A 12,689-nucleotide genomic window follows, 5' to 3' on the forward strand; every position below is an offset into this window, starting at 1 on the left:
GAGTGATCCGGATCATAACTACACGATTCGCCGACACGTACGCCCCCACGCCGAGAAGCCGACCCCTGGCGACGTATACACTCCCCGCCTGTGAAGACCGATGGCACACCCGAGTCGGTGCAACCGCACCGAATTTCCGTCGTCGTGCCGGTTTACCAGGGCGAACGCACTCTCAATGCTCTCATCGACGAGATACTCCCCCTGACGAAAACGCAGACCACTCCCGGCGGGCGACCGCTGGTCGTCGAAGAAGTCCTTCTCGTCTTCGACCACGGTCCGGACGGATCAGCTGCCGTCATCCGTGAACTGGCGAGACGACACGACTTCATCCGACCCATCTGGCTCTCACGCAACTTCGGCCAACACCCGGCAACACTGGCGGGAATGGCATCGAGTGGGGGCGAATGGGTCGTCACCATGGACGAGGACGGCCAGCACAACCCGGCGGACATCGGTGGACTCCTCGACACTGCACTGGACCAACAAGCCACCCTCGTCTACGCGCAACCAGTGAACGCGGCACCCCACGGAGCGCTACGGAACGCGGCGTCGAAGTCGTCGAAATGGCTGACCACCAAAATTCTCTCGTCCGAGAACTCCGTGAAGTATCAAAGCTTCCGCCTCGTCCTCGGCGAGGTCGGACGGTCGGTCGCCGCATACGCCGGATCCGAGGCATATCTCGACGTGGCGCTCGGCTGGATCGCCGGCGAGGTCACCACCAGTCCGGTTCAACTGCGCGAGGAACGCGGACGCGCATCCGGATACCACCTCAGAAGCCTGCTGTCGCATTTCTGGCGAATGGTGCTCTCCAGCGGCACCAAAGGCCTTCGCATGGTCAGCCTGATCGGTTTCCTGTTTGCCGTCGGTGGCCTCGTCATCGTCCTCTACGTGTTGGCGTCGTACGTGTTCTTCGACGCCGGCGTCGAGGTACGTGGATGGGCGTCGACGATGATCGTGATGCTGTTCGGTTTCGGGGCAGTGCTCTTCTCGTTGGGTGTGATCGCCGAATACATCGGTGTCGCGGTCAAGACAGCAATGGGAAAGCCGCCGTATCTCATCGTCAGCGACCCCGCGGCAGGCCCATTGGGGCGCCGGAACGCCACCGAGCCACCCGCGTAGCAATGGATGTCCCCACGTGGGTAGTCGGCAGCGGCGGCCTCCTCGGCAGCTCTGTGGCCCGCGAACTCGATCGCCGTGGGACCGAAATTCGCACCAGCCGCGTCCCCTGGGGCGAACCCGCTCTGGCCAGGGAAATCCTGTTCGCCGATGCCAGAAAACTGGTTACGGACGCAGCCGGTGGCCCGTGGCGAATGGCGTGGTGCGCCGGCGCAGGTGTGAACGGTACGAGCAGTGACGAGTTCGCTCGCGAGAACCAACTCATGAAGGACGTCCTGGACGAGTTGAGGACCGCAGGTGCCGGCGTCGGGACCGTCTTCCACGCTTCGTCCGCCGGCGGCGTCTACGCCGGGGCTCCTGGCGCACCGCACACCGAAACAAGCGCCACCAGACCACTGGCCGACTACGGGCGAGCAAAGCTCGATGCCGAATCGATTGTTCACGAATTCGGCTCCAGAAGCGGAAACCGTACTGTCATAGGAAGATTCGCGAATCTATATGGTCCGGGCCAGAATCTCGCGAAACCCCAAGGCCTGATTTCGCATCTGTGCCGGGGCTATCTACTGTCGATGCCCATTTCGATCTATGTCCCCATGGACACGCTTCGGGACTACATCTACATCTCCGATGCCGCCGAAATGGTGGTCGACAGCTTTACTCGAGCGGAAACATCGCCGGAAGCAACGATCACCAAGATCTACGCGTCCGGACGCAGCGTCACCATCGGAGCGATCCTCGGCGCCTGCCACACGGTATTCAGAAAACGCCCGAACGTGGTGCTCGCCAGTTCTCCACTCGCCTCGGCGCAAGCCCGCGACCTGAGGCTGCGATCGACCGTGTGGACTGATCTGGACCAGCGCACACATCGCCCGTTGCCTGCCGGAATAGCGTCGACCCTCGACTCCATCCGTCGTAATCTGGCTGCACGCTAGGAGGTGGTCTTCTCCCCCGCGGCCACGTATGCCTGCTCGGTTGCGTCCTTCTGCGGACGCCACCACGCTTCGTTGTCGCGGTACCAGTCGATTGTTGCTTCCAGACCACTGCGGAAGTCCTCGTAGCGAGGTGACCAGCCCAGTTCTTCCCGGAGCAGACTCGAATCGATCGCGTACCTCACGTCGTGACCCGGGCGATCGGTGACAAAATCGAACTCGTCGGCGCCGCGACCCAGTATCTGCAGAATCGACTCCATGACGGTTCGGTTGTTCACCTCACCGTCGGCGCCGATCAAGTAGGTCTGACCGATCCGGCCACCGTCGATGATCGCCCAGACCGCGCTGTTGTGGTCGTCGACGTGAATCCAGTCACGGACGTTCAAACCGTCGCCGTACAACTTGGGACGCAATCCGGCGAGAACATTAGTGATCTGACGCGGGATGAACTTCTCGACATGTTGATACGGGCCGTAATTGTTCGAGCAGTTCGACAGGGTCGCCCGGACGCCGAAGGAACGCGTCCACGCGCGCACCAACATGTCGCTCGATGCCTTGGTCGACGAGTAGGGGCTCGACGGGTTGTACGCCGTGGACTCCGTGAAACGGTCCGGATCGCCCAGTTCGAGATCTCCGTACACTTCGTCGGTGGAAATGTGGTGATACCTGACATCGTGCTTGCGCACAGCCTGCAGCAGCGTGAACGTTCCCACGATGTTGGTCTGCACGAACGGCCACGGATCAGCGAGCGAATTGTCGTTGTGCGACTCGGCGGCAAAATGAACGACGACGTCCGCAGCGCCCACCAGTTCATCGACGAGAGATGCATCGGTGATGTCGCCGTGAACAAACGTGATGCGGTCGGCTATCGAATCGAGCGAAGACTTGTTGCCTGCATAAGTCAGCGCGTCGAGCACCGTGACCTCGGCGTCAGGACGCTCCGCAACCGTCTGATGGACGAAATTGGCGCCGATGAAGCCTGCCCCGCCAGTCACGAGAACTCTCACGTTTGCGCCTCCACGATCACCGAATCGAACCGATCAACCTATCGGCCACGCACGATACCGTGCGCCCGAGATTTGTTTCTCCAGCGAACACTGGAACACTTCGAGGCATGCGCGGAATCATTCTGGCGGGCGGCACGGGGTCGAGGTTGCACCCCATCACGCTCGGCGTGAGCAAACAACTGGTCCCCGTCTACGACAAACCGATGATCTACTACCCACTCAGCACCCTGATGCTGGCCGGGATCCGCGACATCTTGATCATCACCACAGAAGACGACGCACCGCAGTTCCAGCGGTTACTCGGCGACGGCTCGCAGTTCGGCGTCGACCTGACCTACCAGATCCAGCACGAGCCGAACGGTCTCGCACAAGCATTTGTACTCGGCGCCGGCCATATCGGCTCCGAATCCGCGGCGCTGGTCCTCGGTGACAACATCTTCTACGGCCCGGGTCTGGGCAGTAAGCTCACGCGCTTCGAGAACATCGACGGCGGCGCCGTCTTCGCGTACTGGGTTTCCGACCCCACGGCCTACGGAGTCATCGAGTTCGACCGCGAGGGCAAAGCCGTCTCGCTGGAGGAGAAGCCGACAAACCCGCGCTCGAATTACTCGGTGCCCGGATTGTATTTTTACGACAACGACGTCGTCGCCATCGCCAAAGACCTCGAACCATCGGCACGCGGCGAATACGAGATCACGGACGTCAACCGTGTATATCTCGACGCTGGTCGCCTCCAGGTCGAAGTACTTCCTCGCGGCACCGCGTGGCTCGACACCGGAACTTTCGATTCGCTTCTCGACGCGTCGAACTACGTTCGCACGATCGAGGAGCGTCAGGGACTCAAAATCGGCGCGCCCGAAGAAGTTGCCTGGCGACACGGATTCATCACCGACGACGAGCTACGCATTCGGGCTGAAAAGCTCCTTAAATCCGGATACGGAAAATACCTTCTCGAACTTCTCGACCGCGGCAAGGACTGGTGACATGGCAGACACTCACGTGATGAGCCAGTATCGCGAATTGAAGGTTCCCGGCGCCTGGGAATTCACGCCCAAGCAGTTCGGCGACGACCGCGGAGTCTTCCTCGAATGGTTCCGCGAACCCGGATTCTCCGAAATCACCGGCCGCACGCTCGACCTTCAGCAGGCCAATTGCTCGGTCTCCGCTGCCGGTGTCCTACGCGGCATCCATTTTGCCGACGTCCCTCCCGGCCAGGCCAAATACGTCACGTGTGTCAAAGGCGCGATCCTCGACATCGCCGTCGACCTACGCGTCGGATCGCCGACCTTCGGCCAGTGGGATTCGGTCCTTCTCGACGATGTCGACCGCAGAGCGATCTTTCTGTCCGAGGGGCTGGGGCACGCCTTCATTTCCCTCGAGGACAACTCGACGGTGGTCTACCTGTGCTCGACGGGATACGCCCCCGAACGCGAGCACGAGGTTCATCCCCTCGATCCCGACATCGCGATCGACTGGCCCACAGTGGGTCGTGGCGGGGAGCCCTTGAACATCACGCTGTCGGCAAAGGACACAGCAGCACCGTCGCTTCAAGATGCCGTGTCAGCCGGGCTGCTGCCCATGTTCGGCGAAGGCTGATGGCTTCACCGGATTCGACTGCAACACCCCCCGCCGGAATGGACGGCAGGCCGGGTCCGTTGATGCGCGTCGTCAAGAATCAGGCCCTTGCGTTTCTGCTCGTCGGTGGAGTCAACACAGTTCTCGGAACTGCCTGGTTCATTGCCTGGCAGATCGCGCTCGGCGATCAGTTCGGCTACCACTTCGCGATCGTTGCCGGATACGTCTGCAACCTGCTGTGTGCTTTTGCGATGTACCGCTACCTGGTCTTCGAAGTTCGCGGTCACTTCCTGCGCGACTTCTGGCGATTCGTCGTCGTCAACTTCGGCGCCTTCGTGATCAACCTTGCGCTGATGACCGTCGCCGTCTCGGTCTTGCACTTTCCGCCCATCCCGTCACAACTCGTCATCACTGCAGTAACCGCAACGGCAAGTTTCTTCGGTTACCGCGATTTCTCGTTCAGTCGAAACAAGAGAACAGGCACCTCATGACTCCGCGTGTTTCCGTCGTCGTCCCGGCCTACAACAATGCCGACTACATTGCCGAGACGATCGACTCGATCCTGAATCAGACCTATCAGGACTTCGAACTGATCATCTCGGATCATTCGTCGACCGACGACACCGTCAAGGTCCTCGCCCGGTACGCCGACGATCCGCGAATCGAAATCCTGACGACCGAAGCCGGCGGCGGAGCGAAGCGAAACTGGGACCGGGTCAGCGAAGCCGCGAACGGCGAACTCCTGAAACTCGTGTGCGGTGACGACACCATCTACCCCGAGTGCCTGGCGGAACAGGTCGCGGCATTCGACGAGCACCCATCGGTTGTACTCGTGGCCTCGCAACGCAAACTGGTTGATGCAAACGGAAAGACCATCCTTTCCGCGCGCGGACTGGCCGGGTTGAAGGGACTGGTCACCGGGCCTGACGCAGCCCGAAAGACGGTGACGGCAGGAGCGAACATCTTCGGTGAGCCCGGATGTGTGCTCATGAAGCGGTCCGCTCTCAAGGCAATCGGTTGGTGGGACGACACCAACCCGTACGTCATCGACGAAGCCACCTACACCGCAGTCGCATTGCAGGGCGACGTTTATGCGATCGCCAAGCCGCTCGCGTCCTTCCGGGTCAACGCCGGACAGTGGAGTGTTCGTCTGGCCAAAGATCAGGCACGCCAGGCAGCGGCATTCCACAAAGATCTCCGGGAATCGGATCCGACCCTGATCTCGGCGATGGACGTCCGAATCGGCGATGCTCGCGCACTCGCCACCTCGTTCATGCGTCGCGGTGTCTACATGTTGTTGCGCCATCGCATGTCTTGATCGTTGCCGGTTGGGTAATCTTCAGCTTTCACACTCGATGGGATGACGACCGGCGGGACGGACGGCTGGATGACCAAACGTGCGAGCAGACGCGGCCTGTGGACGGCCGTCGTTCTCGCAGCCGGACTCGGCGGTCTCGCGCTGGTCGCACCGCCCCTGACTCCGGGAACGATCGAGTCCGCGCCCGTCACGGTCATCACGACCACCCCACCCGCGCCGGTTGTTCCGCTCTCCCCGGAGGAGCTCGCGGCCCGGGTGGTCCCCACCATCGTCACCATCACCGCGCCGGCCGGATTCACCACCACCGCAGGAACCGGGATCGTGCTCTCCCCTGACGGAGTGGTGCTCACGAATCACCACGTCATCAGCGGAGCCTCGGACGTCACCGCCGTCAGCATGTCCAACGGACTGATCTACGACGCCGAGATCCTCGGTTACGACAGCGTCAGCGACCTTGCCGTCCTGCGCCTCGCGGGCGCCACCGATCTGCCGGTGGCAGTGGTCGGCAAGTCCGCGGAAGCCGCTCGTGGGGATGCCGTCACCGCTATCGGAAATGCCGAAGGTGGCGGAGTACCCGTCCCGGCTCCCGGCGTCGTCACCAACCTCGGTGTCACCGTCAACACCCGCAACGTGTCCGACGGATCGCGAAACCAGTTGAAGGGCCTCATCGAGGTGGACGCGGACATCCGGCCCGGCGATTCCGGTGGCCCGCTGGTCAACGCTGTCGGCGAGCTGATCGGTGTCAGCAGCGCGGGAAACGCCGTCACCGACCGCACCGAAACCTCGCCGGCGCCTCAGTCCTACGCGATACCGATCGACACCGCACTACCGATCGTCGAGCAGGTACTCGGTGGCCGCTCCTCCGAAACCGTGCGTGTGGGACCGACACCCGTGCTCGGTGTCGCAGTCAAGGACCACGCGGAGATGCCGGCCGGCGCGGAAGTTGTTGCCGTGAGCTTCGATTCGCCGGCCGAGCGGGTGGGGCTGACCAAAGGTGCGGTCATCACCGAGTTCGGTGGCAGCCGGATCGCGTCGTCCGCTGATCTCAACGCGGCGATGAGCTCGCGCCGCCCCGGCGACACCGTCGCGGTGACGTGGGTGGATGCAACCGGGCAACCCGGGACCGGTTCGCTGGTCCTCGACGAGGGGCCACCTCGCTAGCCTCCAAAGGCGCTAGCCGTGAAAGCATCGTGGCATGACCACGGTTCTCCTGCTCACCTGTGACGGCGCCGCCCGCGAGGCGGATGTCGAAAGCAAACTCGTCATGGAAGCTCTCACCACCTACGGCATTGCGTCGACAATGGCGCCGTGGTCGAGTCCGTCCCTCCACGACATCGACGCCGACCTGGTTCTGATCCGGTCGACATGGGACTACACGCAGCGCCTCGAGGAGTTTCTCGCCGTTCTCGATCAGCTGACCGCTCCGATCGCCAATCCGCTCTCGATCGTGAAGTGGAACGCCCACAAGGGATACCTGACCGGACTTGCCGCGGCCGGCGTACCCATCGTCCCCACCGCTGTGATCACCGCCGGAAAGAGCGAATTACTCACCCTCCCTTCGTTCGAGAGTGCCGACGTCATCGTCAAGCCTGCGGTGTCCGCCGGCGCTGTCGGAGTGGGAAAATTTGCCGCCGGGTCCGCCCAGGCCCACGCTCACCTCAGCTCCATCCTCGAGAGCGGCAACGACGCATTGGTCCAGCCCTTCATCTCGGACGTCGTCGACGGCGAGCGCTCGATCATCCACATCGGCGGACGCTACTCCCATGCGGTCCGGAAGATCCCGGCCGTCAACGACTTCCGTGTGCAGGAATACCACGGCGGAACCAACCACCTCCACGAACCGTCCACCGCCGAACTCGCGTTGGCGGACGCGGCACTGGCCGCAGCTCCGTGCCGACCCGGCGAATTGCTTTATGCGCGTGTGGACGTCGTGGGACCAGTGGATCAACCACTGCTCATGGAAGTGGAATTGATCGAGCCCGAACTCTTTCTGCCCTTCGCCCCTGAATCTCCCGACGCCCTCGCACGGGCAGTTGTCGCGTCACTAGGTGTGTGAAGCGCTACGTCTGCGGGGTACTACGGAGTGCCTTCTTGTCGACCTTCCCCAAAGCGGTGAGCGGGAGCGCTTCCAGAATTGAAATCTCCTTGGGCGTCCAGATCGGACCCTTGTGCGATCTCACATGTGCGATGAGCTCCTCGGGTGTGACCGACCATCCCGTCTTCAATACGACTGCGGCGGTAACCGCTTCTCCCCATCGAGGGTCCGGGACACCGAATACTGCACATGCGGCCACTGCGGGATGCTTTCCGAGTGAGTCCTCGACTTCGCGCGGATAGACATTGAATCCACCACTGATGATCGTGTCCTTGATGCGGTCGACGATCGAGATGAGCCCAGTTTCGTCGATCCGAGCAACGTCGCCGGTGTGCAACCAACCATTCGCGAGCGCTGCAGCGCTCTGTTCAGGTCTGTTCCAATAACCGTCCATCACAAGCGGTCCTCGCACACAAAGCTCGCCGGGTACACCGGTCGCCGTCTCGTTTCCCTGCTCGTCCAGCAGAACCACTTCGATGCCAGGCATCGCGCGTCCACAACTCCCCAGAACTGCGGGATCGTCTGTGTGCTCACGTGTATCGAGCACCGTCAACGCATTCGGGGCTTCGGCTTGACCGTAGTGCTGACTCAGAATCTGCCCGAAAACCGACCCTGCCTGCGCGAGCCTGGTGGGGTCGATCGGTGCGGCACCGTAAAGCATCCACTTCAGCCCGGACAGATTCGTATCCGACAGGCGTGGATGGTCGAGCAAAGCGTAGAGCATCGTAGGAACCACGAATGTAGCTGTAACCCCGCTATTTTCGATTGCATCGATGACCTTGTCCGGGTCGAACGACCTATGCAACTCGAAGCTTGCACCTCTCAGCAGACCCGGCGCGACAAGCAGTCCGGCAGCATGAGACATCGGTGTAGTGAGCAGCATGTTGGTACTCGAAGGCCATTCCCACGTGGTGCAGGCCCAGGCATTGGCAACCAAGGATCGGTCTCTCAGCATGACGCCTTTCGGCTCACCGGTAGTGCCACCGGTGTAGAAGAGATACAAAGCTCGACCGCGGCCATCGAAGTCCGAACGTGTTCCTTCCCCGGCCAATTCACACGCCGATTCGAGGGCCGACAGTGACATCACTCGAGTCTGTGCCGCATCGGCGCGCGCCTGGAACTGTCCGTCGGCAACCAACAAGAGATCGGTACCACTGTCTTTCAACACCGTTCTGTCGTTCTCTTCGGTCGCGAGCGGGTGGAGTGCTGTGTAGCGCACGCCTGCCAGACACGCTGCCGCCATGACCGTGAATGCTTCAGGGCACGGACCGGCAAGCAGGGCGACTCCGCCTCCGTCCGGCAGCGTGAGGCGACTGAGGACCGCTGCAATCCGCTCGATCTGTTCCTCGGTCTGCCGATATGTCAGCTCGGCCCGATCACCGTTCCGATCCGTGAATCGAAACGCGATGTGGTCAGGTCGGCGCCGCAGCGCAGACAGAATCAGATCCGCATATCCCGTTTGCGCGTGCAAGCCCGTCGCCGTCGGTTCCTCGTTCATCGTGTCCTCGTTCAACGTGATACTCCCAAGATCGTGACGGCGGCGACCGCCTCCTCGATTCCGTAGAGACCTCCGCCGTTCTCTGCGACCGCGATTCGAGCGCCGGGAACTTGTCGCCGCGCTGCTTGTCCGCGCAACTGCGTGACAAGTTCGAAGACCTGCGCCAGTCCCGTTGCCGAGACTGGATGACCACGGGACTCGAGCCCACCTGACGGATTGACCGGACGCACGCCTCCCAACGAACTCGCACCGGACGCAGACCACGCGCCGCCCTCACCGATCGGGCAGAACCCCAGATTCTCGACCTGCTGCACTTCACCGAAGGCCGTGGCGTCGTGGACCTCTGCCACGTCCACATCGCCTGGCCCGACTCCGGCTTCCTCGTATGCGTTCATTGCTGCACGGCGACCGATGTGATTTTCCACGTCACCTGTGGCCCGATCCGTACCTGACACCAAGCTGCAACCGAGAACCTGCGCCGCCCGCCGAGAAGAATCGCGCCTTCGAGCAAAGTCCGCACTGGTCACAATGACCGCCGCTGCACCGTCACTGACGGGCGAGCACATCGGAACGGTCAGAGGCCACGCGACTCGCCTCGCGGCAAGCACTTCTTCGACAGTGAAGGGTTTGCGAAAGTGCGACCGCGGATTGTGCACGGAATGCGCATGATTTTTCGCTGCCACGGACGCGAGCTCGAACTCGGTAGTTCCGAATCTCTCCATGTGCGCCCGGGCAAGAGAAGCGTAGATCTCCATGAACACCGAACGCTCACCCTGCGATCCGAGTTCGTCCGGCAGCGGAGCGGACAGGGAGGCAAGGCCGGCGAGCGTCTCGTCGCGATGCGCAACGTCGAGCGCACCGTCGAACACCTCCAGACTTCGCGCCGGATCCGAGCACACCAGTTTGTCCACCCCGACCGCCAGCGCGACCTCGGACAGACCGGCGCGAACGTGGGCGATCGCCAGCCAAAGTGCGGTTGCCCCGCCGGCGCAGGCATTTTCGACATTGACGACCGGGACTCCCCCGAAACCGTATGGCCTCAAAGCAATCTGGCCTGGGATCATGTGCTGCCGATCGATCGCCTTCTGACTGACGGTCGCGTAGAAGACCGCACCGACGTCACCGCGGGACAGGCCCGCGTCTTCTACGGCGTCGATCGCCGCACGCCCCGCCAATTCCGAGGCCGAGGTATCCGCGTGCCGCCCGAAGGGAGTCGCGCCGACACCGAGAACCATGACTTCGCCGCTCACGCCACTACTCGATTCCTCAATACACCGAGGCCTGTGACCTCGAGTTCGACTACGTCTCCCGTTTCGAGGAACCGCCCGTGCTCCAATCCACATCCACTCGGCACCGTGCCGGAACAGAAGACTTCACCCGGGTACAACCGCGTGGAAGTCGAGGCGAACGAAATCACGTCCTCGAAACGATGGTCCATATCGGCGCTGGTTCCTCGACTCACCTCTTCGCCGTTGATTCTCGCGGTCATCTCGAGCTGGTAGGGGTCACCGACTTCGTCGGCGGTCACGATCCAGGGCCCGAGGACGTTTGCGTTCGAAAAGTCCTTGCTCTTACTGAGACCGAGTCCGGTGGAGATCTCCTCGAGCTGAGTATCGCGGGCGCTGAAATCGTTGAAGATGGTGTAACCGAAGATGTGCGCAGGGGCATCCGCGCGTGAGATGTCGGTTCCACCGCGCCCCAGTACACAGGCGAATTCGAGCTCGTAGTCGCGCAAGCTCGAGTACTCAGGCCACACGACGTCGGATTCATGCCCGGTCACAGCCAATCGATTCGCGATGTAGTAAAGCGGGCGTTCCAACTGGATCTTCGGCAGTTCGACGTCCTCGAGCGCGATCCCTTGAATTCGAGCGCGAGCGTTGCGGAAGTGATCCATGAAGCATCCGAAGTCTCGGATCTGTGGCGGCTGAGGAAGCGGCGACATCCAGCGCACATCACTCGAATCGACCATGGCACTTGCTGGTTGCTCGTCTGCGAGCCGATCCAGGATCTCCCGCGCCGCCGGACCACCTTCGATGACGCTTTGCATGGTTTCCAGTTCGGGAGCCCATTTTCCCGTCACAACTTGATGAGCTCGCTCGAGCAACAACAGCTGCTCGCCGCTGCCCGTCACCAGAGCCGTCTGCTGGGTCTTTTCATATTCGACGGTTGCAAGTTTCACTGTGAATCAATACCTTTCACTGAATTTTTCGGCGCGTGAGAATTCGGCTCAGACGAACGCGACCACACGAGCCGGGGCAGCGCTGGCACGCGCAAGCTTGATCGGAAAGAACGCCACGTGAAATCCCGAGGGCGGAAGCGCGGCGAGGTTCGCCAACTGTTGAACGATGAATACTTCGCGTTCACGTCCGGCCCGATGCCCGTCCCAGAGAACCGAGTTGTCCCCGGTGTCACGAAATTTCTGCGCCATGACCGCAAAGCTCAAGTCCCAGCCGGCGGCGTCGGTGCCGAGCACCTTTGCACCTTGCTCGGCGAGAAACAGCGTGCCTTCGCGACTCATACCTGGATACTGAAAGAACTCCGGATCCGCCAAGGTGAAGCGCTCCTGTCCGGTCCGTAGCAACACGGCACCGCCCTGGGAAACGGGCGCACCATTTTCTGCCAGGGCACCTTTCAGAGCGTCCACCGAGATCGGCCGGTTCGCCTTGCACCGTCCGCGCAGATCGAGCACTACTGTCTCGCAGAACAATTCATCCAACGCGATGTCTGTGATGGTGCGAGCCGGCTTGCCCTCGGAGGTCGATCCGTAGTGCAAGGGTGCGTCGACGTGCGTCCCCAGATGACTGTTGAACTCACTCAACATCTCCGACCCCCACCCCTCACCGTCCGGAAGATCATGAATTCCGCACCGCATGGCTGCCGCGAACTCGTCGCGTCCGGCACCTGCGGGGTGCGAGTAGGTCACCGAAGGGGCAACGACGGAGGCCAATGCCTTCAGGCCCTCGGGGAGCAGTTCCCGATCGGCCGGATCGAGAGTTCGAGTCAAATCGATGAGTTCCATGTCCACCCATTCCGCTAAGTTATTGGACGCTCAGCATAGAACTGGACGATCAACATAGGCAAGCGGGTTCTGGCGAGAGGAATACGACCGTGAGACGGACGGCCTCGTAGCATGAGTGCCGGTACGCAGGTC

The 12,689-nt window shown here is 61.9% G+C and carries 13 protein-coding genes; 8 read left to right on the forward strand and 5 right to left on the reverse strand.

All coding sequences use genetic code 11. The annotated features are described in order from the left end of the window. Nucleotides 1-90: 90 nt before the first annotated feature. Nucleotides 91-1,119 carry a glycosyltransferase gene (locus tag ACFWAD_RS01355; RefSeq protein WP_378536588.1) on the forward strand — a complete coding sequence of 343 codons (1,029 nt, stop codon included), beginning with the start codon at nt 91-93 and terminating at the stop codon, nt 1,117-1,119. Nucleotides 1,120-1,121: 2 nt separating this feature from the next. After that, a complete protein-coding gene (locus ACFWAD_RS01360; RefSeq protein ID WP_378540743.1) occupies nt 1,122-2,048 on the forward strand; it encodes an NAD-dependent epimerase/dehydratase family protein in 927 nt (308 codons plus the stop codon). On the opposite strand, the gene rfbB is transcribed toward ACFWAD_RS01360, so the two are convergent. Then, a complete protein-coding gene (gene rfbB, locus ACFWAD_RS01365; protein ID WP_378540746.1) occupies nt 2,045-3,052 on the reverse strand; it encodes a dTDP-glucose 4,6-dehydratase in 1,008 nt (335 codons plus the stop codon). The two genes, ACFWAD_RS01360 and rfbB, sit on opposite strands and share 4 nt — an antisense overlap. Before the next feature lie 107 nt (nt 3,053-3,159). Between rfbB and rfbA the strand changes: the two genes are divergently transcribed. The 6 genes from rfbA to ACFWAD_RS01395 are packed head-to-tail and all read left to right on the forward strand — an operon-like array spanning nt 3,160 to nt 8,001. After that, nucleotides 3,160-4,035 carry a glucose-1-phosphate thymidylyltransferase RfbA gene (rfbA, locus tag ACFWAD_RS01370; RefSeq protein ID WP_378536579.1) on the forward strand — a complete coding sequence of 292 codons (876 nt, stop codon included), beginning with the start codon at nt 3,160-3,162 and terminating at the stop codon, nt 4,033-4,035. 1 nt (nt 4,036) lies between these two features. Then, nucleotides 4,037-4,648, forward strand: a complete 612-nt coding sequence (locus ACFWAD_RS01375; protein WP_378540748.1) for a dTDP-4-dehydrorhamnose 3,5-epimerase family protein — start codon at nt 4,037-4,039, stop codon at nt 4,646-4,648. Beyond that, a complete protein-coding gene (locus ACFWAD_RS01380) occupies nt 4,648-5,118 on the forward strand; it encodes a GtrA family protein (protein ID WP_378445565.1) in 471 nt (156 codons plus the stop codon). Before ACFWAD_RS01375 ends, ACFWAD_RS01380 begins: the two co-directional genes overlap by 1 nt. Next, entirely contained in the window at nt 5,115-5,945 is an 831-nt protein-coding gene (locus ACFWAD_RS01385; protein WP_378540751.1) for a glycosyltransferase family 2 protein, read from the forward strand. Before ACFWAD_RS01380 ends, ACFWAD_RS01385 begins: the two co-directional genes overlap by 4 nt. Before the next feature lie 42 nt (nt 5,946-5,987). Continuing rightward, nucleotides 5,988-7,106 (forward strand): S1C family serine protease, encoded by a 1,119-nt coding sequence (locus tag ACFWAD_RS01390; RefSeq protein WP_378540754.1) that lies wholly within the window; start codon nt 5,988-5,990, stop codon nt 7,104-7,106. A gap of 34 nt (nt 7,107-7,140) precedes the next feature. Then, nucleotides 7,141-8,001, forward strand: a complete 861-nt coding sequence (locus ACFWAD_RS01395; RefSeq protein WP_378540757.1) for a RimK family alpha-L-glutamate ligase — start codon at nt 7,141-7,143, stop codon at nt 7,999-8,001. Between the two features lie 4 nt (nt 8,002-8,005). Here the strand turns inward: ACFWAD_RS01395 and ACFWAD_RS01400 are convergent, their stop codons facing one another. The 4 genes from ACFWAD_RS01400 to ACFWAD_RS01415 are packed head-to-tail and all read right to left on the reverse strand — an operon-like array spanning nt 8,006 to nt 12,557. Beyond that, entirely contained in the window at nt 8,006-9,538 is a 1,533-nt protein-coding gene (locus ACFWAD_RS01400) for an AMP-binding protein (RefSeq protein WP_378540760.1), read from the reverse strand. 11 nt (nt 9,539-9,549) lie between these two features. After that, complete coding sequence (locus tag ACFWAD_RS01405; protein ID WP_378540763.1) at nt 9,550-10,788, reverse strand: thiolase family protein; 1,239 nt, start codon at nt 10,786-10,788, stop codon at nt 9,550-9,552. Beyond that, nucleotides 10,785-11,717 (reverse strand): fumarylacetoacetate hydrolase family protein, encoded by a 933-nt coding sequence (locus ACFWAD_RS01410; protein WP_378540765.1) that lies wholly within the window; start codon nt 11,715-11,717, stop codon nt 10,785-10,787. Before ACFWAD_RS01410 ends, ACFWAD_RS01405 begins: the two co-directional genes overlap by 4 nt. Nucleotides 11,718-11,765: 48 nt before the next feature. Beyond that, entirely contained in the window at nt 11,766-12,557 is a 792-nt protein-coding gene (locus ACFWAD_RS01415; protein ID WP_378540767.1) for a cyclase family protein, read from the reverse strand. Nucleotides 12,558-12,689 lie beyond the last annotated feature (132 nt).

Origin of the sequence: Rhodococcus sp. NPDC059969, assembly GCF_042738325.1 — a bacterium.
Classification (GTDB): domain Bacteria; phylum Actinomycetota; class Actinomycetes; order Mycobacteriales; family Mycobacteriaceae; genus Rhodococcus_F.